The following is a 23,034-nucleotide window of genomic DNA, read 5'->3' on the forward strand; positions in this document are numbered from 1 at the left end:
GATACATCTGGACTGCGCGTTCCCGCAACTCCGGCGGGTACTTCCTCGGCGGTGCCATCGGATCGGTTCCTCTCACGGGATCAATCACCACATGATCTTGAACCTCCGGCAACTCGGGGGACACTCATAGCCGTGCGCTGCCGGGCCGGCCTCGATCAGCGCCATCAGCTCCTGCTGCTGGTCGACGGTCAGCAACGGCCGGGTCCCGGCTGCGCCCTTGGAGACCAGCGCGCCGGGACCACCGGACTCCAAGGCGTGGCGCCACCGGTTGACCGACATCTTCGTCACTCGGAACCGCTGTGCCACCTGCTCATCGCTCTCGCCTGCGGTGATGAACTCTGCCGCGGCCATCCGCACCTGCTCACGCCGGGCCCGGGCCGCGGCATCGAGCCCACCACCTTGCGCATACCTCATAACGACGACATAGCGCGCCGACTACCTCATGTCAGCATGGCGCACCCCAGCGAAACTCCCGAGCCGAGAACTCTCTAGACACCCTCAGGGCAGTTGCCTGCGCCGCAAGCGCTAAAACGGCAGCTGACCAGCAGTAAGACTGTTGGACGCCTTCGATTGACCACGGCTGGTTTCGAGCCCCGTCTGGGCCCGAAACCAGCCGGCTGGTCTTGGGGCAGCAGTCTCACGTCAATCGCGGTGGGCCCGCGAGCCGTCACGGCTCGCGGGCCCACTGTCGTCTGCCGGTCACAACGACCGGATGATGAAGCCTGCCGCGAAGTCAGCCCCATGAGCCGGTGCCGGCTTCTGCGCGACGAGTTCCCCGCCGGCGGCTGGACCCGGGCACTCGGCGCCGCCGGCGGACTCCCAGTATCGAGCCATTATCAAAAATGGGCGCTCCCGCTGGGGCTTCGCCAAGCCCTTCGCCGGTAGTAGTGACCTATCAGTGGTTTTGATCCGTGCGCTTCGCCGGTTCGAGCAAGGTTCGCTCTCGTTGACATGGTAACGACTCTTAACTAGATTCTGCGCCACGTGAGATCCAAGCTCCCGGTTTCCCACGGCCTCTTCTGGATCAGCCCTACGAAAGGGAACCGCCCCATGCCACGATTCAGACGCAAGACCACGGTCACCTCCGGCCTCGTCGTCGGCGCACTCGTCGCGGCCGGAGCCGGCACGCCGCACAGCGCCTCGGCCGCCGGTTCCGCCACGGCGATCACTGTCGGTGCGACCTCCTCCGCGAGTTTCAACCCGTTCCAGGGGCTCGGCACGACGATCGACTCCTTCGACGCCGTCCAAGGGCTGACCCACAACCTGGCCAACGGCGACACCGACCCCTCCGGGGGCTCGCCCGGCACCCGCCCCAAGCCCGGCTTCGACGCCGACCTGTTCACCACCGCGCAGGCCATGAGCCCCGGCAATATGGCCCACCTCGCCACCAGCGGCCTGCGCCCGCTGTCCTACCGGCTCGTCACCGAGCTGCGCGAGGAGGCCTGGCACTGGGGCAACGGTGGAACCTTCAGTGAGGGGACCAAGGGCTACTGGGACAGCAGCGGCACCGCGGCCTCCGCACCCGTCGCCGAGTCCTACGGCTATGACATCGCCCACGGTGGAACGTCGCTGCCCGGCGGGGAGAACGCTTATATCTCCCGGCTGGACGACGGGAACGCGAGCTCGTTCTGGAAGAGCGACCCCTACCTCGACCAGAAGTACACCGGGCAGAGCAACGCCCTGCATCCGACCTGGGCCGTCGTCGATCTCGGCAAGTCCGCCACGATCAACACCGTGAAGATCGCGTGGGCTGATCCGTACGCGGTGTCGTACCAGGTCCAGACCTGGGTGCCGGACTCGGGCGCGAACAGCCCGTTCGACGACCCCGGCAAGGGCGTCTGGAAGACGGCCTCCGGCGGCTCGGTCACCCACGGAACCGGCGGCACGGCCACCGTGTCCATCGGTTCCACCAAGGCCGAGTTCGTACGAGTCCTGATGCAGGCCTCGTCCGGTACCTGCGCCGACGGCGACGGCAGCGATGCCCGCAACTGCCTGGGCTTCGCGATCAAGGAGCTGTACGCCGGCGATACCAGCGGCGGTACCTTCACCGACGCGGTCAAGCACGGCGATGAGACGGTGCAGTCCGCGACCTACACCTCCTCCAACGACCCGGTCGAGGACGCCTCCTCCGTCCGCCAGTTCGACCAGCCCGGTATCGACACCGTCTTCGACAGCGGCGCAGCCCAGAACCTGCCGGTGATGGTCCCGGTCCCGGTGCTGTACAGCACGCCGGAGAACGCGGTCGACCTGATCAAGTACCTCGAAGCCAAGGGCCGCAAGATCGCCTCGGTGGAGGTCGGTGAGGAAGCCGACGGGCAGTATACGACCCCTGAGGACTACGCCGCCCTGTGGTCCCAGTGGGCCGCCGCCATCCACGCCTTCGACCCCGCGCTGGTCCTCGGCGGGCCCGCGTTGCAGGACTCCACGGCCGCCGCCTGGAACGACACGGACAAGACGGCCACCGACTGGGGTACACGCTTCATCGCCGCGCTCCGCGCCGACGGACACCTGGGTGACCTGAAGTTCTACTCCTTCGAGCAGTATCCGGTCTTCAACGTCAAGAACTCCACCGACGCCTACAACCTGCTGCTCAACGAACCCGGCCGCTCAGCCGGCGTGCTCGCGCAGCTCAGGGCGACGATCCCGGCGGACATCCCGCTGATGGTGACCGAGCAGTCGTCCTACGGCGACGGCGTCCAAGACGGCCTGTGGCAGGCCGACTTCCTGGGATCCATGTTCACCGGCGGCCTGGCCGCCGACTACAACTACCAGGCCCTGCCGCAGCACCTTTACAGCGGGATGGCGTCCAACCTGTTCACCGCGGACTCGAACGGCCAGTGGACGGGCAACACCTCCACCTACTTCGCCAGCTCCATCCTGGGCAACACCTGGCTCCAGCCGGTCGACGCCGCCCAGCAGCTCTACCCGGTCACCGTACCCTCGACCCCGGCCTCCACCGGACAGCAACTGCTGACCGCCTATGCCGTACACCGCCCGGACGGCACCTGGGCCCTGATGATCATCAACAAGAGCAAGACGGCGACCTACAAGTTCCCGGTGAGCATCAGCGATGGCAACGCCTTCAGCGGCGCTGTCGACTCCTACTCCTGGGGCCCGAAGCAGTACGCCTGGAGCCAGAGCGGCAACAACGGCTCCGCATCCCCGGACAACGGCCCCGCGCACACGACCATCTCCTCGGCGGGCAACGCCACGTCCTACACGTTCCAGCCCTTCTCGATCACCGTCCTTCGGGGCACCGTGGCCGGAAGCGTCCCCAGCAACGACTTCTCGATCACCGCGAGCCCGGCTTCGGCCTCCGTCGCCGCCGGCGCTTCGGCGACCACGACCGTCGCCACCACGACCACCTCGGGCTCGGCGCAGCCCGTCACGCTGAGCACCTCGGGCCTGCCCACAGGCGCCGCCGCGACCTTCGCCCCGGCTTCCGTCACGACCGGCGGCTCCGCGACGGCGACGATCACCACGTCTGCGGCCACCCCGGCCGGGACCTATCCGGTCACCGTCACGGGCACCGGGACTTCGAGCACCCACACCGCCACCTTCACCCTGACCGTCACGGGCCGGGGCGGCGGAACCGGCGGCGTGGTCAACGGAGACTTCGAGACCGGCGACCTCACCGGATGGACCCGCTCCGGCACGACCTCGGTCATCAGCGGCACCGTGCACTCCGGCGGCCACGCGGCGCTGGTCGGGTCGTACAAGAAGGAGACCAACGGCGACTCCTCCATCGCGCAGTCCTTCACCGCCGCACCAGGCACCAGCACCCTGTCGTTCTGGTATCGCAGCGACTGCCAGGACGGCGACGTCGGCTACGGCTGGTCCACAGCAACCCTCGCCGACACGACCACCAATGCCGGCACCACCGTCCTGCCGCACACCTGCCCGGCGGACACCGACTGGCACCGGATCACCTCGCCGATCACCGCAGGCGACACCTACACGCTCGCCCTCACCAGCCACGACGACGGCGACTCGGGCTCGGCCGACCCGTCCAGTACGACGTACGACGACGTCACAGTGAACTGACCCGCAAGACCCCGGTAGTCGCGACGCCCCGGTTCGGATGTTCTGAGCCGGGGATTCGCCCCCGCCCTGCGGGTTTTCCGGGGCTACGACGAACGGAAGCCGGTAAGCGCTCATCACTATGATGCATCCCATGACCAGCAAGAACGCCACCCTCGGCACACTGCGTGAACTCAACGCCCGCAGTGTCCTCGGTGCGCTCGTGGACAACGGCCGGTTGTCACGGGCCGAGGTGGCCCGCCGGCTGGGAATGGCCAAACCCACTGCCAACCGCGCCATCGAAGCGCTGGCCGCCGCCGGACTCGTTCGCGAATCCTCGCCTCCCGACAGCGGCCCGCACTACGGCGCGATCTACTACGAACCAGCGCTCGGGGTCGGCCATGTCCTGGGCATCGACGTCGGAGCCCAGTTCGTTCGCGGCGCGCTGGCCGACCTCGGCGGGGCCATCCTCGCCCGCTATGACCATCCGCGCGGCGGTGACGACATCCCGTCCCTGCTTGCCGCGGTCAGCGCGGTCCGGACGCACCTGCCCGCTCCCGCGGACGCGGGCGCAGATGGAATCGTCGGAACCGTCGTCGCCATGGCGGGGGTCGTCGACCCGGCAGCGGGCCGACTGCTTCTGAGCAGCGAACCAAGCCTCGAAGGACACCCGGTCGTCGAAGATCTGGCGACCGTCCTCACCGGACCGCTGGCGGTCGACAACGACGTCAACCTCGCGGCACTCGGCGAACTGGCCCGCGGCGCCGGGCAGAACGAGGGCGACTTCGCCTTCCTCTCGGTCGGCACCGGCGTCGGCTCCGGGCTGATCCTGGACGGCCGGCTGCGGCGCGGCGCGCGCGGGGCCGCCGGCGAGGTGGACTACCCGGGACACCGGCCGTTCGCGACCCACAGCCCCGCCGCCGACGCCCTGCAACAACTGGTCGAAGACCGATACGGCGCCGCCGCGAAGAACCGCGCGGGATCCCGGGATGAGGCAGTGCCCGAAAACCCGGCGCGACTCTTCGAGGCGGCCAGGGCCGGATGGCCGCTGGCTGTGCGGGTCGTCCGGGAGGAAGCGCAGCGGATCGCGGGCACGATCGCCATGATCGCGCTGGTCGTCGACGTGCCCCTGGTCGTGCTCGGCGGCGGCATCGGCCTCAACGGCGGCATCATGCTCGACCCGATCCGCGACCGGTTGGCCCAGCTCGTCCCGTATCCGCCACGCGTCGAGATCTCCAGGCTCGGCGACGCGGCCACGCTGGTCGGCGCCGTCACCGTCGCGGCACGCGAGGCCTGGCCACGGATCGTCACGGCACGCTTGGCGGCCACGTCGCCCTCATCGTCGAACGCCGCCACGCAGGGCGTGGCCTAGAACTGACCGTCGCATGACAGGAGGCTGCGAGGCATGCGGGATCTTTCGTCTGACAGTGTTGGCGGATGGTGGAACGCGAAGACTCCAACCCTGACGACTGGTCGGCACATGCCCGCCAGTCGTTCCTGACCACTGTGTGGAGCATGGTCGTCGATGAGGACGACTACTCCGATGGTTGTCCGTCGTGGATTGATCTCAGAGGCGGCCGGCAGGGCGGGGTTCCCGCCGGTACCGGGGCGGACGCGCTGCGGCGGATCCTGGCCTGCGGCGTGGACCCGGACGATCTGACCGATGTGGTGCGGGAGATGCAGCACGACCTCCTCTACGGGATCTGCCAACTGATCGACGATCCCGGACTGCTGGGCATCGGGTTGGACGAGGAATGGTCCGAGCCGACGGATTTCCGCTGGGAGCTCTTGGCGGTGCGCACCGCGGGGCCGGCGGAACAAGCACCGATCCGCGATCTGCACTCTTCGCTCGATGCGGTCGACCCCAGCGGTCGCGAGGGTGCACCACGTGGAAGGCCGATTCCTGCTCGGCTGCCGGGCTACCCGCTGTATGCCAGGCTCGCCGTCGCCTACGCACGTGCGGGCGACCGGATCCAAGCGATCAACACATGGCGAAAGGCGGCGGGTGTGCCCGTGTCGGAGGCGAAGGCTGCCGTCGAGCTGCTGCTCGACCAGGTACAGCAAGATCCGGGGAGTGCGCCCTGACGCACCGGATGTCATCCCGATCCGGCAGTCGACGGCATGGCCGCGAATCTACAATCGCCTGACGGGTGAGTACGGGAGGGCGCAGTGGGACACTTCGAGGGCTTCGACATGGCCGGTTTCTGGGACGACTCGGCGTATGCGCTTAAGGAGTATGTAGAAGAGGCGCCGCCCTCGCGGGAGTTGATCGCGTCGTTGGAGGAGGAGCTCGGCGGGTACCGTTTGCCCGACTCCTACATCGCGCTGATGAGCGCGCACAACGGCGGCGTTCCGGCCCGGGTCTGCTTCCCCATGGCCGAGCCGGGTGACTGGGCCGAGAGTTACCTGGAGATCTCCGGTATCCGGGGTATCGGACGGACCCGGTCGCAATCGCTCGGGGGTGAGTTCGGCAGCCTGTTCTGGATCGAGACGTGGGAGTACCCCGACATCGGTGTGTATTTCGCGGACACGCCCTCGGCGGGCCACGACATGCTCGCCCTCGACTACCGCGCGTGCGGCAGGCATGGCGAGCCGACCGTGGTGCATGTCGATCAGGAGCACGACTTCGCGATCACCTGGGTCGCGGAGAACTTCGAGGCGTTCGTGACCGGCTTGGTCGACGAGTCCGTCTACGACACCTCCGAGCAGGATCGGCTCGACGCGCTGGCCACGGTGCGGGAGGGCAGCTTCTCCCCGATCCTGCTGCGCGCCTTCGGCGAGGTCGCGGACGTCCTGCCCGACGCGGACCGGCGACTGCGGGCGCTCGGAGAAGCCGTCGTGCAGGACAAGGGGTTCTTCGCCCTGCATGCCGACGCGCACTCCATGCTGATGTACGACTACCTGTTCTGGCTGTTCACCAGCTTCAACCGGGTCGGCTCCTTCGAGCAGTACCTCACGACCCCACCACAACACGAGCGGTCCTACGCGCTGCCGGACTACGAGCTCATGATCGCCTTCAGCCTCGTGTCCGAGCCGTACGGCTTCAGCACCGGCGGGTACGGCCCCGGCTTCCTCGAACAGTGGTGGGAGTCCCGCATCGCCTCCGGCCAGATCGTCGAGACCGCCGACGGCTATCGGTTGACCGACCCCGTCGTCACCGCCCTGCTCGACGAGCTTGCCGCTGTGGCCCGCCAGGGCGAGTAGCCGTATTTGTCATGTAGAGCCCTACCGTTGCCCGTCAGTGCGCGGCCATGGATAGTCCGGATCCGCGGTAATCGCTACCAGGTGCGGGGCGTCACGCGGGAAGACCCAGACGCGCCCCAGGGTGCTGGTCGCGGTGACCGTGGCCTCGTCCAGGGTGACTTCGGCGAACGGGTTGGAGGAGCAGGCCACTGCCAGCCACTGCAGCGTGTGCTGCTCGTCATCGAGGGTCAGCGCGACCCAGCCGACGCTGCCATGGCTCGCCGACTCCCCAGCGAGGGCGCGGTACCCGGCGTGGCGGGACGAGGCCATCGTCCCGTCGACGTCCAGCCAGTCGACGGCCCGCCACACAGTGGCCCGCAGGGTCTCCGACCAGTGCCAGTCCTCCGACCGCGGGTCGTGGCGCTTGTCGTGCGCACGAAGTCGCACCAGGCTCATCACCGACAGCGAGCCGTCGGAGTACACGATGAAGTCTCCGTCGGGGGCCTCGCGGTTCCGCCAACGTTGGTGCACGTCGTGAGGAAGATCAGGCGCCGCTTCGTCGAAGTTCACAGCGGCCATGATGTTCGAAGCACCGGAGGCGCGTCCAGGTCGCGGGTCAGGGGCGGTGCAGGACGAGGATGCCGTCGTCGGCACTGATGGTTTGGAAGCCGTCCGTGGCCAGCTGCGCTAGCAGGGCCTTGCCGTTCGGGGTGCGGAGGTCGGGGAGGGTGGTGTCGGCGGCGATCCAGTCGATGGGTTGGGGTAGGTCGTCGATGCCTTCGATGCTGGTCAGGGGGTAGACGGTCGTTCGGTCGACCAGGTGGGGTGCCAGGTTGTTGGTGGTGGCTACGAGGGCGCCGGAGGGGATCTCGTGTACTGCCGCGTCGGCGGCCGTGACGTGGGGCGGGGTGTGCCAGAAGCCGGGGGTGGCCAGGTTGTGCAGGGGGAATGCTGTGCAGAGGGCTGCGGCGAACGCGGCTACCGCAGACGGAAGACGGGTGCTGGGCGGCGGTTGATCCAGCGCTTGGCGGCGGCACAGTGCGTCCACCAGGGCCAGGAAGGTCACGGGCATCAGGACGGCGGAGTAGTGGTAGTTCACGCCCCAGTAGCTCGGGGTGTCCGCTGTGAAGCGCCAGAGCAGCGTCGGGACCGCTGCCAGTATCAGCGGGCTGGTCGCGGCCGCGAAGCCGCCGGCTGCCAGCACCATGAACACGGTCACCGGCTTCACCGGCGGCCAGATCAGCTTCACCGGGATCAGCCATGGTCGGGCCAGGGTCGCGCCGTAGCCGGCGTCGGCGTCGGGGCCGGGGCCGGGGCCGAGTCGGCCCAGGCCTCCCGTTGCCGCGAAGTGCGGGATCACGACGATCATCACGACTGCGGCAACCGCCGCGCCGATGATGCTCACGGCGATCCCCGTCCGCCGGGCCCGGCGAGCCAGCAGCAGGCCCAGGACGATGACCGTCAGTCCCATGTCCTCTTTCACCAACAGCAACAGCACCGACCACACCGCGGCCACGCGGTGACGTCCGTCGAGATACGCGGCCAGAGCGCAGGCCATGAACGGCAGCTCGAAGGCGACCTCGTGGAAGTCGAATCCGACCAGTTGCTGCAAACCCCACGACAGGGCGTACGCCACCCCGATGCGGCAGCCCGACCGCGACCCGAGCTTGCCGATGGCGCACCGGGCGACGACGAACACTGATGACGCCACCAACGCGGCCTGAATCAGCAGCAGGGTCTCAGTGTGCGGCCACAGCCGATAGGCGGGGCCGAGCACGACGAGTATCGGACTGAAGTGGACGCCGAACAGGTTCGGGCCGGTCTGGCTCAGAGCCGCGCCCTTGGCCAGCCACGGCGAGGTGGGTGGGCGACCATCGGCGAACGCCTTCGCGTACTGGGTGAATATCCCCAGGTCATAGCCCCCGGTGCGGTACAAGCGGTTCAGCCGGAGTGCGAGCAGCGAGTACGTCAGAGCTGTCGCTGCGGCCAGGGCCGCGGGGAATCGCCGGTCAGGTGGCGCGTCCCGCAGCGGCCTTTGCGTCACGGCCACGCCCGCGGCCCGGATTCGGGCCAGCTGATCGATCGTGATCCCGGTGTCGTTTTCGATCTGATTCATCCCCGTTGCTCCTGACATGTTCGCTCGGTGGCAAAGCGTTTTTGGGCGCGCCAAACCGCCCCGATCGATACCGGGCCGGGCTTTCGGGCTACTCGGCCCCGCTGAAGCCGATGTCGTAGAGATCGCCGGTAAGTGGCTGAATCAGCCAGGGCGCACAAGCCAGGGCCGCGGCGCCGGGAACCAGCGCGTCACGCAGGCCGACCGCCAAGGCGCAGGCCAGGACTGCGGCCACCACGGCGTGGACTCGTTGCCCGGTGAAGCTGGTGGCGTCGGAGGGAACCGCCAACACCAAGGTCGTCATGACGAATATGTGGTCGCCGCGCCGGAGCTCGAAGACCACCAGAATCGTGACTGCTGCCACGGCCACTGTGGCCGCCGCGGTCCACCGGATCCAGGACCGCCGGCCAGCCAGGGCCGACAGGACGAGTGCGGTCGCCGCCACGAGCACCGGCACCGGCGAGTAGTCCATGACGAAGCCTGCTGTATGCCTGTCGAACGCGGGGTCGATGCGGAGGTACTCGTGGTGCCCGTTCATGCGACCGTCGAACAGCTGGTAAAGCATGTAGCCGAGCCGGACCCGCAGACCGTGGCCGGCGAGATCGAAGGCTTCGCGGAGCACTTCCCACCGGTTGGCATCGGCTGTGGCCGCCACATAGGTGCCGGCCATCTCGGACCCCAGCTGACGTCGATAGCCCTTCGGGTAAAGCAGGAGGCCAGCCGCACCCGGACGCCGACAGGACATAGGTGCGGCGCATCCGCCCCTCGACGACCTCCTCGCTGTCGGTGCGAATCAGGCCTTGTTGAAGCAGGCGGTCCAAAGCCCCGTACAACGAGCCGGTACGCAGTCGGACCCGACCGGCGGAGATGGTCTCGACCTCCTGCATCAGCGCGTGGCCGTGCTTCGGCGAATCGGCCAGGGCAGTCAGCAGAAGGACCGTGGGCTCTTGGAGCCGACGTTCTGTCATGGCGTGAAGCATAGTCAGTTCGCCGATATATTCAAGTGAACTGACTATGCCACGCGATCATCGGGCCGCCTGTCGGGCAGCGGGCACCGCCTAGCGGACGGTGAAGCGCTGCGGATCGGGCAGGGTTGCGGCCGCGGCCGGCTCGTAGACCTTGGCGAGGGCGCTGAACAGCAGGGCCACGCCCAAGGCGCCCGGATCCGGGACGCCGATGGCGTGCTCGCCGACGTAGCTGGCCCGGCCTCGGCGGGCGGTGAATGACGCCGTGCTGCGCGCGGATGACGCCCAGGTGCTGCGGCGCCGGGATCAGGCAGGCCAGGGTCCGCGCGTCGTGGATCATCATCCGGTTGATCGACCAGTTGGTCCACGACCCGTCCGGGGTCTTGGCGATGTTCATGCCGTACGTCTGGAGGTAGCGGCCGCCGTCGTTGCCGTGGATCAGCGGCGTCGGGAACCGGAACAGGTCGACGTCCGCGCCGAGCATCACGTTCTGCTTGCACGGCGCCGCATCCCGGTCCACGACGACCGGCGGGATCCCCGGCTCGTCCCGCGCGGCGACGACCGTCTCGATGATCTCCTGACCGCCGGCGTCGGCGGACAACCCGAGCGACAAAGCGATCCGGGCCAGAGGACGCGCCGCGCCGGACAGGCCGCCCGGCGCGCCGAGAACGCGGAACCCAGACCCCTGATATCCGGTGATGTTCGTGAACAACGGAGCCGGGGCCCGCAGGTCATAGGAGCGGCGGATCACCGCCCCGATCTCCAGGTTCCAGTCCACCTCGGCGTCGATCGACTGGACCTCGCCGACCTCTTCCAGCTCGGATATGAACTCACGCAGGCTGCGCAGGTGCTCGGACTCCGTCACGGCCGTCATCGCCCGCAGGTGCCCGAGCGTCAGCGGCGTCTCGCGGACCAGCAGCACCAGACGGCGCCGCTCCTTCAAGGTCACGTCCGCCGCGCGGGTGAGCAGGTTGTCGCCGTTGGAGTAGGCGATCGCCGACAGGGTCCTGATGGAACACGGCGCCACGACCATCCCGGCGGTCCGGAACGATCCGGAGGCGATCGCCGCGCCGATGTCCGCCGGCCGGTAGGAGACGTCGGCCATGGCCGCGAGGTCGCGGGCCGGCCGAGCGCCTGATGATGGCGCAGCCGCCACTGAGCCGACAGATCCGCGACCTGGAGCGCGAGCTGGGCGTGACGCTCTTCCGACGACGGCCGGCCGTCCACCTGACCGAGGCGGGACAGGTGTTCGTCGCCTCGGCGCGCAGGATCCTGGCCGAGGCCGACCGCATGGTCGAGCAGACCGTGTCGGCGGCGCGCGGCGAACTCGGCACCGTGCGCGTCGGCTACATCCACTCGGCGGTCTTCGACACCGTGCCACAGCTGGTCGCGGCGATGGCCGAGTGCTGTCCGGGCGTCACCGTCGACGTCCACGAAGGCTGGAGCCCGGCGCTGGATACCGCGCTTTCAGCTGGTGAATACGACCTCGTACTCTCGCGCGACATCCCTGATCGCCCGACCTACCAACGCGAGTTGCTACGCACGGAGCGCCTCGTCGCAGTGGTCTGTGAAAAACCATCCCCTGGCCGAGCGCGGCGAGGTCGCGTTGCGGGAGCTCGCCGGGCAACGGCTGTGCCACCCGGCGCGCCGCCTGGCGCCCGGCCGCCACGACTTCATGATGAAGGCGTTGGAAGCGACCGGAGAGCGCTTCGAGTACTGGGAGAGTCCGGTCCACGGCCTGGGCCACCTCGACCTGAGCGACAAGCGCAGCTTCGCGCTGGTGCCGGCGAGCGTGGCCGGCCGCGGACCGATCGGCACCGCGCCCGTCGCGATCAGCGACGATCTGCCCACCCTCGACCTGCAGCTGGTCTGGCGGCGGGACAACGACTCCGCCGCGCTCGCGGTGCTGATCGGCGCCGCGCGGGATCTCGCGCGGCGCTACGGATGGTGCTAGATCGCGCGGTACGTACGAATGCTGATACAGCGTTCGACGTTCGCGTGATCGCCTTGTCAGGAGTTGGAGTACACGCGGCCCGGGGTGATCAGGACGGCGGTGCGCCGCTCTTCGAGCATGACGCGGTCGTAGGTCGGCCAGTCGTCGTGAGTGCCGCCGGCGGCTGTGAAGATCGCGCGCAGAAGGAGTCGGAGTGCTTCGCCGTCGATGCCGGCGTAGGGGTCGTCCGGGCCGATGAGCTCGGCGGTCCCGTCGACGGTCGCCCAGTCCCAGCCGGTGCGGGCGGTGAGGGTGGCGTGCGGGCGGGCGCGCAGGTGAGTCAGCTTCCTGCTGCCGCCGATCGCCACGTACGCGGCCACGTCGTGGCCGAGCGTCGGGTGGGCCAGCACCCCGGCGTTGACGAGGGAGGAGTGGATCGTGTCGTCCGCCCTCAGCGTGGAGGCGATGCACAGGCCGTGGTCTCCGGCGGCGACCCGGGCGAAGTCTGCAAGTTCAGTCACGTCTGGAGCTAACCACAGCGGCGCGGGCTGGGCCTTGAAGAGGACGTCGGCGCTGGTCGGAGGTGGCGGCTACGCGAGTCCGGCCTTGTACGCCAGGATCACCAGCTGCACGCGGTCGCGGGCGTCGAGCTTGGCCAGCAGGTGCCCGATGTGGGTCTTCACCGTCCCGGTGCTCACGTACAGCCGCTCGGCGATCTCGGCGTTGGTCATGCCCTGGGTGATCAGGGTGAGGACTTCGCGTTCGCGGTCCGTCATCAGTCCGATCACGCGGTCCCGCTCGGCTCCGGCGGCCTCGGCGACCTGGCCGGGCTCGGGGCGCGCGGCGAACTCGGCGATCAGGCGTCGGGTCACGCTGGGTGCGAGCAGCGCCTCGCCGGACGCGATCACCCGGACCGCGGCGAGCAGGTCCTCCGGGGGCGTGTCCTTCAGCAGGAAGCCGCTGGCGCCGGCCCGCAGAGCTCTGTAGATGTAGTCGTCGAGGTCGAACGTGGTGAGGATCAGCACCCGCGCCCGCCCTGCCGCGACGATCTGTCTTGTCGCCTCCAGGCCGTCCATGCCGGGCATGCGGATGTCCATCAGCACCACGTCGGGGAGTTCACGCCGCGCGACGTCGACGGCCTCGGCACCGGATGCCGCCTGACCGACCACCTCGAAGCCGTCGGCGGCGTCGACGATGCCGCAGAACCCGACACGGACCAGGGCTTGGTCGTCGACCACGACGACGCGGATCGCGCTCACGCCGCCGCCTCGGGCTTGGCGGCGGCCGGCAGCGCGACGCCCGGCTTCCCGGCGCCTGGCAGCTCGGCATCGGCAACGTCCACAGCCTCCGCGACCGGCAGCAGAGCCCTGACCCGCCACCCACCGCCGGGCAGCGGCCCGGCCTCCAACGTCCCGCCATAGAGCCCGACCCGCTCGGCCATGCCGACCAGCCCGTGCCCGCCACCGCCGTCGCCCCGGCCACGACCGCCGTCCACCACCTCCAGCACCAGCGCGTCGGCGCGGTACTCGATCAGCACCCGCGCCGCGCCGGTGTGCGCGTGCTTCACGACGTTCGTCAACGCCTCCTGCACGATCCGGAACGCCGACAGCTCCAGCCCCGCCGACAACTCCCGCGCCGGCCCCTGCACCCGCAGCTGCACCGCGACCCCGGCCTCAGCCGACGTCGCGACCAGCTTGTCCACCTCGGCCAGGCCCGGCGCGGGCGCCAGCGGAACCGCCTCGCCGCCGCCGACGCCGCCCTCGCGCAGCACCGTCAGCAGTCCCCGCATCTCCGTCAACGCGTCCCGACTCACCGATTGGATGGCGGCGAGCGCCTCCTCCGCCTTGCCGGGAGCGAATCTTCCGTAGCCGGCCTGGACGTTCACCACGGCCATGCTGTGGGCGATGACGTCGTGCAGCTCGCGAGCGAGTCGGATCCGTTCCTCGGCCAGCTCGGCCTTCAACGTGTCGGCCTGGTGTTCCCGGAGCGCGGCAGCGTAGGCCCGGTAGCGGCTGACCGCGTAGCCGACGGCCCAGGCGGTGGTCAGTCCGAGCGTGGCCAGGACCAGGTTGTTCCACAGTTCCCGCGACCCGAGCTCGGTCAACTCCGCACCGATCAGCCCCAGCACCAACACGCCGAGACCTAACGGCGGCCGCAGTATCGCCGCCGCTGTGTAGGTCACCAGCAGGCCGAGCAGCATCACCTGGAACCCGGCCAGGTTCGCGATCGTCAACTGCCCGGCGACGAAGACGATCACCACCCACGCACCGAACACCGCGACCGCGCTGCCCAGCGGACGCCACCGCCGCAGTGCCGCTGCCGCGCCGACCGCCACCACGCACGCCAGCACCGTCGTCAGCTGCGCGACAGACGGCTTCCCATAGCCGCGGTGATGCGGGTCGTACACGCGGTAGGCGTCCATGACCCGGGGCCAGGTGACCACCGTCAAAGCAGCAGCGAACACGGCATCCAGCGCCATCCAGTGACGGCGCCGGAGCCGCCTGGTCAGGGGTGGACGCGGGGCGTTGCGCATTTCCCCAGCGTATCGACGGTTCCGTCGCCCGACATCGGCCGAGCGACCTACTACTTCCGACAGAGATCCCCGGCCGACGCGCGCGGGATCTCTGTCGGCGGTCGGAAGACCGGGCTCGCGCCGACGGGCAGCGTGGAGGCCGAAACAAACGACGCCAGGCTCGGAAGGAGCCGCTGATGATCGAGGTGGAGAACCTCACGAAACGGTACGGGACGACGGTCGCGGTCGACGGGCTGTCGTTCACGGTCCGCCCCGGACGCGTCACCGGCTTCCTCGGGCCGAACGGCTCGGGCAAGTCCACGACGCTGCGGATGATCCTGGGCCTGGACGCCCCGGCCCGGGGCCGCGCCACCATCGGGGGCCGCCCCTACACCGCGATCCGCAAGCCGCTGCTGCAAGTCGGGGCGCTGCTCGACGCGAACGCGGCACATCCGGCGAGGTCGGCCGCCAGCCATCTGCTGGGCATCGCGGTCACCAACGGCATCGGACGGCGCCGGGTGAAGGAGGTGCTGGCGCAGACCGGGTTGGAGAAGGCGGCGCGCAAACGCGTCGGTGGGTTCTCGCTCGGAATGAAGCAACGGCTCGGGGTCGCCGTGGCGCTGCTCGGCGATCCGCCGATCCTGCTGTGGGACGAGCCGGTGAACGGCCTGGATCCCGAAGGCGTGCACTGGATCAGGTCCCTGATGAAGACGCTGGCCGCCGAGGGGCGGACGGTGTTCGTCTCGTCGCACCTGATGAACGAGATGGCCGTCACCGCCGACCATCTGGTGATCATCGGGCGGGGCCGGCTGATCGCCGACGTGCCGACCGCGGATTTCCTTGCCGAGAGCGCACGTTCCGACGTTCTGGTCCGGAGCTCGCAGCCGGCCGAGTTGGCCCGGCTGCTGGCCGCGGCAGGCGGCAAGGTTGGTGTCACGACAGGCACCGGTGAGGACGGAGCGCTCGCGGTCACCGGCTTGGATGCGGCGGCGATCGGGCGGATCGCCGCCGCGCACCGGATCGGCGTGCACGAACTCACCGTGCGGCAGGCGTCGCTGGAACAGGCGTTCCTCGATGCCACCAATGCCGCAGTCGACTACCGGGCCGCCGGACAGCTGACCGCGAAGAAGGAGAACTGACATGCCAGCCGCGTTGACGACCCTTGCTGCGCCGACGACCAGGGGCACGCTGGCCGCGGAGTGGGTGAAGCTCCGCAGCGTCCGCGCCACGTATCTGACCACGCTGGTCGCGCTCGCCGCCGCGCTGTTCATCGGCTTCGCCGACTACCAGAACGCCGCCGACGCCTGGGACGGCTGGGACCAGGCCGAACGCGCCGCCTTCGATCCCGTCCGCTACGGCTTCTCCGGCGCGTTCTACCTCGCCGTGCTGGCCATGGGTACTCTCGGCACCCTCGCCGCCGGCAACGAATACGCCACCGGCCAGATCCGCAGCACCCTGACCGCCGTGCCTCGCCGTGGTCAGGTACTCGTCGCCAAGGCACTCATCGTCGGCGGCGTCACCCTCGCCGTCGGGGAGGTGCTGGCGTTCGGGACCTTCGTGCTCGGCCAGAACGCCCTGTCCGCCAAGCACCTGGACGTGTCCCTCGACGACCCCGGCGTGGCGCGCGCCGTCGTCGGCTGCGGCGTGTTCCTGGCCGCGATGGCCCTGATCGGCCTGGCACTCGGGTTCCTGATCCGGCGCAGCGCCGGCGCGGTCGCCGCGCTGTTCGGGCTGTTCTTCTTGTCGCCGATGGTCTTCGGTGTGTTCGGCGACGGTCCGCAGAAGTTCGGCCTTCAGGCGGTGTTCGAGGGTCTGAGCACCACCGCCGCCGGTGCGGACATGTCGACGCGGCCGGATGCCGGGATGGCGTATGCGATTCTCGCGGGGTATGTGGTGCTGGCGCTCGGGTCCGCTGCCTATTTCCTGAAGCGGCGGGACGCCTAGACCTGAGTCGAGCCGACATGCACGATCTCGCTCTGCCACTGTCCGCGTGGCTGCCGGTGCAGGGTCCAGTAGTGCTCGGCGACCAGCGCCGGATCGGAGTCCGTGCCCGCGACCATGTGGCAGTCGACGGTGACGGTCGCGACGTGGACGCCGACGGGCCCGTACTCCTCGTCGAGCAGCTGGGTCAGGGTACGTATGCCCGCCTTCCCCAGGGACAGGCTCGTGTATCGGGCGTCCGGCCGGGGCATGCCGCCGGTGAGCAGGATCGTGCCGTGGCCCTGCCGTGCCATCTCCGGCGCGATGTGGGCCGCGCTCCGCAGGGCCCCCACCACGTTCACCGTCCACGCCTGCTGGTGCTGTGCCGTGTCCAGTTCGCCGGGCCGGTCCTGCCGGATGATCGCCGCGTTGTAGACGAGCACGTCGGGGACGCCGTATGCGGCCACGGCCGCGTCGAGGGCCGCGCGCAGGGCCGACTCGTCGGTGCTGTCGGCTTGCAGTGGCAGGGCTTTGAGACCCTCGCCGTTGAGCGAGTCGGCCAGGTCCAGGACGCGAGGGCTGCGCGCGACCAGCGCGACCGGCATGTCCTCGCGCGCGAACCGCCGCGCCACCGCGGCCCCGAGGCCCGGCCCCGCACCGATGACGACTGCTCCTGCCATGGGAATCTCCTCATCTCGCCTTGTGTTGGGTGGCTCGACGTTAGGACCTGACATCCATGTGAAGTACAAGGCTATGTGACGGAGGTCACACGTGCAGATCGGGGAGCTCGCGGACCGCACGGGGGTCGCGCAACGGCTGCTGCGCTACTACGAGGAGCGCGGGCTGCTGACACCACGGCGCACTGGAGCGGGCCACCGCACGTTCGAGGAATCCGACGTGCCGCGCGTAGAAATCATCCGGGCCCTGCTCGCGGCTGGGCTGAACACCGCGATGATCCGCACCGTGCTGCCGTGCACCGAATACCGGGGCGGCCGGCTGGTGCCGATGTGCCCGGAGATGCTCACCCATCTGACCGGGGAACAGGATCGGCAGGCGGCGACCATCGCGCAGCTGGAGCGCTCGAAGGAGGCGATCGACGGCATTCTGGCTGCGGCACCGCCTGAGCTGACCGACACCGTCCGGCATGCTGAGCTGCACGGCGAGCCTCTGTGAAGGGACCCGGCCGTAATGGACTTCCTGGGCCGATGGCGACCCCACGGATCAGGCCGAGCAAACCTTCTGGACCATGGCGCTGAACAACGTGGGCCGCATGATCTTCATGAAGGGCTGATCACTCGTGGCAGGGGTGCCGGCGGCTGCTGCGCGGGCGGTGAACCGCAGGAGGCCCCAATCGGCTGTCCAGGTTCGAGGGGCGGTGCAGCTGGGGAAGTGCACGTGGATCGTCGCGGTGCCGCTGCGGCCGGGGGCCACGGTCAGCGGTGTGTCAGTGCTGGTGACGGTGATCTCCGGCGACTGGGAGATGATGCCGTCCACGCTCCACGGCACCTCGCCGAGGGAATCGAAGGTGAAGGTGAGATCGAAGCCGGGGCCGGTGCTCACGGTATGGGGACGTTGGGTGGTGTCGACTGAGGCCACATACACGTTGTCCGTCGCGGATGCGCAGTGTGCGGCCTGTTCGTGGCTGAAGACATCCCAGGTGTGGCCGGCAAGCGGCGATACGTAGATGTGGCGTATGTTCGTGTCCTGCGGGGAGCCGACGCTGTAGCGGATCGTGATCGGCAGGACGGGTATCGAGTCGCACGTGAACGGCAGCGTCATCGGCAGGGACAGTGCGCTGCCTGCGGCGATCGTTCCGGGTGGCCAGGCCGAGGTGGTGCCGATGCGGGCACCTGAGCCGTCGAAGACGTCCGCGGTGACGATGTCCAGTTGGGACGCGGCGCCGTTGGCCAGCTCCAGTCCCAGTACGGCGCTGCCGGCGCCGGCGTCCGACGTCAGCGTCGTCCCGGTGATGCTGACCTTGGCGAGGTCGGCGTTGACTGCGACATGCGTCGGCTGCGGACTCGGGATCGGGGTCGGGTGATGAACCCGTGGCGTGGGCCATGCGACAACGGTCAGGGCCGCCACCGCGGCCAGCGCGCCGGCGATGCGCAGGCCGCGAGGCAGACGCCTGATATGCCAGGGCCGCCGACCGTCGGCGCCGATGGTCTCGCGATCGGCGGCTGCGATGCGGGGGCTGTCACCGGGAAGCACCGCATCGTCGTCGATCAGCTCGGCGACCAGCTCGAAAACGGGTTCGTCGTCGGCGGGGTCCGGCTCCCCGGTCGGATGCTTCGATCCCATCGCCCCATTGTCCCGTCCTAAGGGAGCCGGCCGCCAGGGGTGCGCTCAGTAGTAGATGGGACCGAGCGCGCCACCACTGGCGATGAGCGGGTCGCCGTTGAGGGCCACGCTGAGCGGGCTGGCCAGGAACGCGACCACCGCGGCGACCTCGTCCGAGGTGACGATGCGGCCGATGGAGATGGACGCGGCGAACTCGCGCTGGACCTCTTCGAGGGTCAGCCCGCGGGCCTCGGCGTTGGCCGCGAGGGCCTTGGTGCCGGTCTCGGTGCTGGTGGCGCCGGGGTGGACGACCGTGACGTTGACGCCCTGCGGGCCCAGTTCGTCGGCGAGGTTCTTGGTCAGCGCGGCCACGGCGACGTTGCGCACGGATCCGACGACCGAGCCGGTGCGGCGCGCGGCGGTGCCGCCGATGTTGATGATCCGGCCCCAGCCGCGGTCGACCATGCCGGGCGCGAACGACCTGGCGCAGCGCAGGTAGCCGCGCACCTTGACGTTGATCTCCTCCTCCAGCGCCGACTCCGGGATCACGCCGGGATTGGTCCGGGCCGCGTTGTTGACCAGGATGTCGACGCCGCCCAGCCGCTCCTCGGCGGCCGCGGCCATGGCGGCCACCGAGGCGTCGTCGCCGGTGTCCGCCGCGATGCCGATCACGCGCGCGCCGGTGGCGGCGGCGAGCTTGGCCGCCTGCTCCTGCGCGGCACGGCCGTCACGACCGACGAGCGCGACGGCGGCGCCTTCCCGGGCCAGGGCCGTGCCCACCGCCAGGCCGATGCCCCGGCTGCCGCCGGTGACCACGGCCCGCTTGTCGTTCAGTTTCAGGTCCACGGTGGGTTCTCCTTGCCTAGTGCCAGTCCCACCGGATGCCGACGATGCCCGGCGGGACCGGGTCGACGTTGATGTGCACCGCGTGGTGGCCGGTCATCGGCAGCTCGTGCTCGACCGCGTCCCGGTACGCGAAGCAGGCGACGGGCAGCCGCGCCGGGTCGAAGCGGACCTGGAGCGCGTACTGGCCGGCGGGAAAGCGGAACCCGCGGTGGAAGTCGCGGCACTCGACGGCGGCGCGATCCGTGACCGCGTACCGGATCAGGTGGGTCTGGTCGGGGCGCAGCGTGAGGTCGAAGAGCAGCTCGGCGACCAGCAGCCCGGCCTCGGCGTCGCGGCGGACCCGGCCGACCCGGCAGTTCTCCAGCGCCTCGACCTCGATCCGTGCGATGTCGGCGTCGGGGTCGGCGTCGACGATGGCGACGTAGCGGTCGACGCCGTCCTGGTGAGCCCGCAGGATCTGGAAGTTCTCGCGGCGGGGCGAGCAGCCCTGGCCGTCGATCCAGACCTGTTCGTGTTGGGCGGCGATGTGGAGCTTGGTGTCGGCGACGGTGCCCAGGGACGCGAGCAGGTCCGTCAGCGCGGCCCAGGTGGGGAGGATGTGGCGGTACTCCCGTGAGCCGGCCGGCAGTCCCACGCCGTGCCCGCGCGGCCGGGGCGGTCCGAGCAGGACCATCAGGGAGTCCGAGGGCAGCCCGAGAATGTCTTCGAGGACTGAGACGGCGCGCAGCGACGAGGGGCGCTCCGGTCGGCGGCGGCCGTTCTGCCAGCAGCTCAAAGTCGCGATGCCTACCCGGACACCGCGTTCGGACAGACGGCGCTGGAGGCTGTCCAGCGAGAGGCCGCGCGTGGCGACGGCGGCGCGGAAGGCCTCGGCGAACGAGCCGGTGCGCAGGGCGGTGGCGGTGGTGGGCGAACCGGTGTGAATGTTCACAGTGAGACAGGCAACTGCGGTGTTCAGGAGGCTGTCAAGGTGTGCTGACCGGGGGTTGGCCGGACGTTCACACCGGTCCGGGCTGTGAACCGCCGCGACCGCCTTCACCGTGTCGCCGCGTCGGCCGTCGAGGCGCTGTTCCCGCTGGTCAGGGCGGATCTACGCTCACGCCACCATCCACCCGGACGGACTCGAGAGGAGTCCCGCGTGTCCCCCACACTTCACGCCAAGCGTCCCGGACGGTTGCGGTCCGCCGTGATCGCGACGGCGGTGGCGTTGCTCACCGCCGTCGCGGTGCCGGCTTCGGCAGCCACCGCCAACCAGCTGAACCTCACCATGCAGTCCCAGCAGTACTCGAACTGGTGCTGGGCCGCCTCCGGCAACACCGTGGCCGCGTTCTACGGCTACAACTACTCGCAGAACCAGTTCTGCGACATGGCGTTCGGCAACTCGCTGAACGCCTCGTGCTCGAACTCGCAGGCCTCGCTGGCCGACGACCAGAACGCGTTCCAGCAGATCGGGATATCGCCGGGGAACTACGTCACCGGCTACCTCTACTACTCGTCGATCATCCGGGAGGTCGACGCCGGGCGGCCGGTGATGGCCCGGATCCAGTGGTCGTCGGGCGGCGGGCACATGGAGGTGCTCTACGGCTACGACCAGAGCCGGGGCTGGGTCTACTGGGGCGACCCGTGGCCGTCCGACGATCGCTACAACTGGGGCTCCTACAACTACTACGTGAGCAACGGTTCGTTCTCGTGGACGCACTCGCTCGACTACATCGGCGCGTGAGGAGGCAGCAGACGATGAGACTCATCATGACCGCTGCGGTGGCAGCGATGACGTTCGCCATGGGCGGCGTCGCCCACGCCGACGCGGCCGCCGCTCCAGCAGTTCCCGCAGTTCCCGCAGTCCCCTCCGCCACCGACGTCGCCGCCGCCCGCGACGCCGCGACCAGCGCGCTTCCCACCGTCGGCCAGTTCTTCGCCTCCGGCGGCCGGAAGCCGCAGGGCGACGCCCGACAACTCGCTGCAGCAGCCGTTGCGGCGGCACCCCGCATCGACAGCACAACCGTGCCGGTCTACTTCCTCGCACCGGCCTTCGTCGCGGACACGTCGTCCTCCGGGACGGCCACGCCCGTGGCGCAGCTGTCCTTCATGGCCACCGACACCGTGAGCGCGAGCGGTTCCCACGCGTCCGTGTGGACGGCGCGGGTCGGCTCGGCGGGGTGGAAGGTCGTCAACATCGCGTCGGGCTCGGACGAGACCACGTACACGGCCCAGGCCGCACCGGGCGCCGCCGTCTTCGAGGAGCCGCAGATCGGCGCCTGGTACCAGGTGGTCGGCGGGCGTGTCCTGGCGCTGAACCAGACCGCGCGCGAGTCCGTCGGAAGCGGGGTGTCCCTGGCGCGGTACCACCAGCTGGTCCGCACTCGGTACGCCGACAAGATGCCCGGCAGCGCCTACGACAAGGCGGGGCGCGCGGGCGGGTTCCAGCCGCAGGCTCCGAGTCAGGGGTCGTCCACGAACACCGCTCCGCTCGCCGCCGGCCTGGTGCTGGTCGGGTTCGGGGCGGCCGGTGTCGGGGCGGTGGCCTGGCGTCGGTCGAGAGCACAGCGAGGCTGATCAGAACTCTGATGCCGCTCGGCGCCCTGCAAGGCGTCGGGCGGCATGCCGGCTGCCGCGGCTCAGTCCTCGGCCGCCTGCGGCTCGCTCGCCGCGCCGGGCTCCTCCCCCGCCGCACCACGCATTGCCAGCCCCTTGATCTCGTGCGTCAGGCCGTACGCCGGGCCGCCGATCAGCTCCCAGGTGCGGGCGATGCCGACCAGGAAGAACACGATGACCAGGGTGGCCACGGTGTCCACCGCGTCGGTGTCGCCGGGCTTGGCGATGATGGCCAGGCCGTAGCAGAGCTGGAAGACGAACGCCGCGCCGAGGGTCACCACGAAGACCACGTCACGCCGGTACCGCCAGGTCAGGGCGTGGGCACGCACCATCGAGATCGCCGAGCCGGCGACGAACATCAGGCCGATCACGGCCACGATCAGCGTCGTCCAACCGACCTTGGTCCCCGGCAGGATCGCGAACAGCGACACGGTCAGGGCGTTGGTGAAGGCGGTCAGGGTCCCGGAGGCGCGCAGGCGGTAGGTCCGGGCGTCGACGTGGTCGACGAGCCGGTCGCCGGAGACCGAGATCGCGACGAAGAGCAGGCCCACCAGCGCTCCGGCGACGCTCGCGGACGTGGCGAAGAACTCGTGCAGGTCGGGGGGTGTCACCGGATGAGTTTATGGGGGTGGGCGAAAAGGCGGCGCTGTTGACCTGTGTGTGGGTG

General features: G+C 69.6%; 22 protein-coding genes and 4 pseudogenes. 11 read left to right on the forward strand and 15 right to left on the reverse strand.

What is annotated here, in order from left to right; translation table 11 throughout:
* Window positions 1-126: 126 nt before the first annotated feature.
* Window positions 127-414, reverse strand: a pseudogene (locus GWK61_RS35875) (helix-turn-helix domain-containing protein); the annotation flags it as partial.
* A 636-nt stretch (window positions 415-1,050) separates the two neighbouring features.
* Here GWK61_RS35875 and GWK61_RS35880 point away from each other — a divergent pair.
* The 4 genes from GWK61_RS35880 to GWK61_RS58850 all read left to right on the forward strand — a co-directional run bounded on the left by GWK61_RS35880 (window position 1,051) and on the right by GWK61_RS58850 (window position 7,224).
* Complete coding sequence (locus GWK61_RS35880; protein WP_194916151.1) at window positions 1,051-4,044, forward strand: galactose-binding domain-containing protein; 2,994 nt, start codon at window positions 1,051-1,053, stop codon at window positions 4,042-4,044.
* A gap of 130 nt (window positions 4,045-4,174) precedes the next feature.
* The gene (locus tag GWK61_RS35885) at window positions 4,175-5,392 is read left to right on the forward strand and encodes an ROK family transcriptional regulator (protein ID WP_194916152.1); all 1,218 of its coding nucleotides are present in this window, start codon (window positions 4,175-4,177) and stop codon (window positions 5,390-5,392) included.
* Between the two features lie 65 nt (window positions 5,393-5,457).
* A complete protein-coding gene (locus tag GWK61_RS35890) occupies window positions 5,458-6,105 on the forward strand; it encodes a hypothetical protein (RefSeq protein WP_194916153.1) in 648 nt (215 codons plus the stop codon).
* An 84-nt stretch (window positions 6,106-6,189) separates the two neighbouring features.
* Window positions 6,190-7,224 (forward strand): SMI1/KNR4 family protein, encoded by a 1,035-nt coding sequence (locus GWK61_RS58850; protein WP_194916154.1) that lies wholly within the window; start codon window positions 6,190-6,192, stop codon window positions 7,222-7,224.
* Window positions 7,225-7,245: 21 nt separating this feature from the next.
* Here GWK61_RS58850 and GWK61_RS35900 read toward each other — a convergent pair whose 3' ends face one another.
* The 6 genes and pseudogenes from GWK61_RS35900 to GWK61_RS61595 form a co-directional block, all read right to left on the reverse strand.
* Window positions 7,246-7,773 carry a hypothetical protein gene (locus GWK61_RS35900; protein WP_228563503.1) on the reverse strand — a complete coding sequence of 176 codons (528 nt, stop codon included), beginning with the start codon at window positions 7,771-7,773 and terminating at the stop codon, window positions 7,246-7,248.
* Between the two features lie 46 nt (window positions 7,774-7,819).
* A complete protein-coding gene (locus GWK61_RS35905; RefSeq protein ID WP_194916156.1) occupies window positions 7,820-9,319 on the reverse strand; it encodes a DUF2079 domain-containing protein in 1,500 nt (499 codons plus the stop codon).
* Window positions 9,320-9,407: 88 nt separating this feature from the next.
* Window positions 9,408-9,986, reverse strand: coding sequence for a hypothetical protein (locus tag GWK61_RS57285; protein WP_228563504.1), 579 nt, complete (start codon window positions 9,984-9,986; stop codon window positions 9,408-9,410).
* Window positions 9,987-10,041: 55 nt separating this feature from the next.
* Window positions 10,042-10,284 (reverse strand): annotated as a pseudogene (locus tag GWK61_RS61010) (PadR family transcriptional regulator); the annotation flags it as partial.
* A gap of 31 nt (window positions 10,285-10,315) precedes the next feature.
* Entirely contained in the window at window positions 10,316-10,801 is a 486-nt protein-coding gene (locus GWK61_RS61590; protein ID WP_438939800.1) for a UbiD family decarboxylase domain-containing protein, read from the reverse strand.
* A gap of 57 nt (window positions 10,802-10,858) precedes the next feature.
* A pseudogene (locus tag GWK61_RS61595) lies at window positions 10,859-11,398 on the reverse strand (flavoprotein); the annotation flags it as partial.
* A 20-nt stretch (window positions 11,399-11,418) separates the two neighbouring features.
* Between GWK61_RS61595 and GWK61_RS61020 the strand changes: the two are divergent.
* Window positions 11,419-11,835 (forward strand): annotated as a pseudogene (locus GWK61_RS61020) (LysR family transcriptional regulator); the annotation flags it as partial.
* 13 nt (window positions 11,836-11,848) lie between these two features.
* Complete coding sequence (locus GWK61_RS35935) at window positions 11,849-12,235, forward strand: type 2 periplasmic-binding domain-containing protein (RefSeq protein ID WP_194916158.1); 387 nt, start codon at window positions 11,849-11,851, stop codon at window positions 12,233-12,235.
* 56 nt (window positions 12,236-12,291) lie between these two features.
* Here GWK61_RS35935 and GWK61_RS35940 read toward each other — a convergent pair whose 3' ends face one another.
* The 3 genes from GWK61_RS35940 to GWK61_RS35950 form a co-directional block, all read right to left on the reverse strand.
* Window positions 12,292-12,735 (reverse strand): pyridoxamine 5'-phosphate oxidase family protein, encoded by a 444-nt coding sequence (locus GWK61_RS35940; RefSeq protein ID WP_194916159.1) that lies wholly within the window; start codon window positions 12,733-12,735, stop codon window positions 12,292-12,294.
* Window positions 12,736-12,804: 69 nt separating this feature from the next.
* Window positions 12,805-13,473 carry a response regulator gene (locus GWK61_RS35945; RefSeq protein WP_194916160.1) on the reverse strand — a complete coding sequence of 223 codons (669 nt, stop codon included), beginning with the start codon at window positions 13,471-13,473 and terminating at the stop codon, window positions 12,805-12,807.
* Window positions 13,470-14,747 (reverse strand): sensor histidine kinase, encoded by a 1,278-nt coding sequence (locus GWK61_RS35950; protein WP_194916161.1) that lies wholly within the window; start codon window positions 14,745-14,747, stop codon window positions 13,470-13,472. Before GWK61_RS35950 ends, GWK61_RS35945 begins: the two co-directional genes overlap by 4 nt.
* Before the next feature lie 176 nt (window positions 14,748-14,923).
* On the opposite strand from GWK61_RS35950, the gene GWK61_RS35955 reads away from it, so the two are divergent.
* Together GWK61_RS35955 and GWK61_RS35960 are read left to right on the forward strand one after the other, a co-directional pair.
* The gene (locus tag GWK61_RS35955; RefSeq protein ID WP_194916162.1) at window positions 14,924-15,865 is read left to right on the forward strand and encodes an ABC transporter ATP-binding protein; all 942 of its coding nucleotides are present in this window, start codon (window positions 14,924-14,926) and stop codon (window positions 15,863-15,865) included.
* A gap of 1 nt (window position 15,866) precedes the next feature.
* On the forward strand, window positions 15,867-16,670 hold the full coding sequence (locus GWK61_RS35960; protein WP_194916163.1) for an ABC transporter permease: 804 nt from the start codon (window positions 15,867-15,869) through the stop codon (window positions 16,668-16,670).
* Here GWK61_RS35960 and GWK61_RS35965 read toward each other — a convergent pair.
* Window positions 16,667-17,326: an SDR family NAD(P)-dependent oxidoreductase gene (locus GWK61_RS35965; protein ID WP_194916164.1), complete on the reverse strand. Its 660-nt coding sequence runs from the start codon at window positions 17,324-17,326 to the stop codon at window positions 16,667-16,669. The genes GWK61_RS35960 and GWK61_RS35965 overlap by 4 nt on opposite strands.
* A gap of 91 nt (window positions 17,327-17,417) precedes the next feature.
* Here GWK61_RS35965 and GWK61_RS35970 point away from each other — a divergent pair, with 91 nt between their 5' ends.
* Window positions 17,418-17,819, forward strand: coding sequence for a MerR family transcriptional regulator (locus tag GWK61_RS35970; RefSeq protein ID WP_194916165.1), 402 nt, complete (start codon window positions 17,418-17,420; stop codon window positions 17,817-17,819).
* A 48-nt stretch (window positions 17,820-17,867) separates the two neighbouring features.
* Here GWK61_RS35970 and GWK61_RS35975 read toward each other — a convergent pair whose 3' ends face one another.
* Genes GWK61_RS35975 through GWK61_RS35985 form a run of 3 tightly spaced genes read right to left on the reverse strand, consistent with a single transcriptional unit; the run spans window position 17,868 to window position 20,703 of the window.
* On the reverse strand, window positions 17,868-18,947 hold the full coding sequence (locus GWK61_RS35975; protein ID WP_194916166.1) for a hypothetical protein: 1,080 nt from the start codon (window positions 18,945-18,947) through the stop codon (window positions 17,868-17,870).
* A 45-nt stretch (window positions 18,948-18,992) separates the two neighbouring features.
* Window positions 18,993-19,772 carry an SDR family NAD(P)-dependent oxidoreductase gene (locus GWK61_RS35980; RefSeq protein WP_194916167.1) on the reverse strand — a complete coding sequence of 260 codons (780 nt, stop codon included), beginning with the start codon at window positions 19,770-19,772 and terminating at the stop codon, window positions 18,993-18,995.
* A gap of 16 nt (window positions 19,773-19,788) precedes the next feature.
* Window positions 19,789-20,703 (reverse strand): hypothetical protein, encoded by a 915-nt coding sequence (locus tag GWK61_RS35985; RefSeq protein WP_194916168.1) that lies wholly within the window; start codon window positions 20,701-20,703, stop codon window positions 19,789-19,791.
* A gap of 207 nt (window positions 20,704-20,910) precedes the next feature.
* Between GWK61_RS35985 and GWK61_RS35990 the strand changes: the two genes are divergently transcribed.
* Window positions 20,911-21,495: a papain-like cysteine protease family protein gene (locus GWK61_RS35990; RefSeq protein ID WP_194916169.1), complete on the forward strand. Its 585-nt coding sequence runs from the start codon at window positions 20,911-20,913 to the stop codon at window positions 21,493-21,495.
* 14 nt (window positions 21,496-21,509) lie between these two features.
* Window positions 21,510-22,328: a hypothetical protein gene (locus GWK61_RS35995; protein WP_194916170.1), complete on the forward strand. Its 819-nt coding sequence runs from the start codon at window positions 21,510-21,512 to the stop codon at window positions 22,326-22,328.
* A 62-nt stretch (window positions 22,329-22,390) separates the two neighbouring features.
* Here GWK61_RS35995 and GWK61_RS36000 read toward each other — a convergent pair whose 3' ends face one another.
* Window positions 22,391-22,978: a hypothetical protein gene (locus GWK61_RS36000; RefSeq protein ID WP_194916171.1), complete on the reverse strand. Its 588-nt coding sequence runs from the start codon at window positions 22,976-22,978 to the stop codon at window positions 22,391-22,393.
* Window positions 22,979-23,034 lie beyond the last annotated feature (56 nt).

The sequence above is a fragment of the Catenulispora rubra genome (assembly GCF_015356825.1).
Classification (GTDB): Bacteria; Actinomycetota; Actinomycetes; order Streptomycetales; family Catenulisporaceae; genus Catenulispora; species Catenulispora rubra.

Coding starts and splice junctions, on each gene's coding strand:
- GWK61_RS35880 (WP_194916151.1), top strand. CDS start 1,051: ATGCCACGATTCAGACGCAAGACCACGGTCACCTCCGGCCTCGTCGTC.
- GWK61_RS35885 (WP_194916152.1), top strand. CDS start 4,175: ATGACCAGCAAGAACGCCACCCTCGGCACACTGCGTGAACTCAACGCC.
- GWK61_RS35890 (WP_194916153.1), top strand. CDS start 5,458: ATGGTGGAACGCGAAGACTCCAACCCTGACGACTGGTCGGCACATGCC.
- GWK61_RS35905 (WP_194916156.1), bottom strand. CDS start 9,319: ATGAATCAGATCGAAAACGACACCGGGATCACGATCGATCAGCTGGCC.
- GWK61_RS57285 (WP_228563504.1), bottom strand. CDS start 9,986: ATGGCCGGCACCTATGTGGCGGCCACAGCCGATGCCAACCGGTGGGAA.
- GWK61_RS35950 (WP_194916161.1), bottom strand. CDS start 14,747: ATGCGCAACGCCCCGCGTCCACCCCTGACCAGGCGGCTCCGGCGCCGT.
- GWK61_RS35955 (WP_194916162.1), top strand. CDS start 14,924: ATGATCGAGGTGGAGAACCTCACGAAACGGTACGGGACGACGGTCGCG.
- GWK61_RS35960 (WP_194916163.1), top strand. CDS start 15,867: ATGCCAGCCGCGTTGACGACCCTTGCTGCGCCGACGACCAGGGGCACG.
- GWK61_RS35965 (WP_194916164.1), bottom strand. CDS start 17,326: ATGGCAGGAGCAGTCGTCATCGGTGCGGGGCCGGGCCTCGGGGCCGCG.
- GWK61_RS35975 (WP_194916166.1), bottom strand. CDS start 18,947: ATGGGATCGAAGCATCCGACCGGGGAGCCGGACCCCGCCGACGACGAA.
- GWK61_RS35995 (WP_194916170.1), top strand. CDS start 21,510: ATGAGACTCATCATGACCGCTGCGGTGGCAGCGATGACGTTCGCCATG.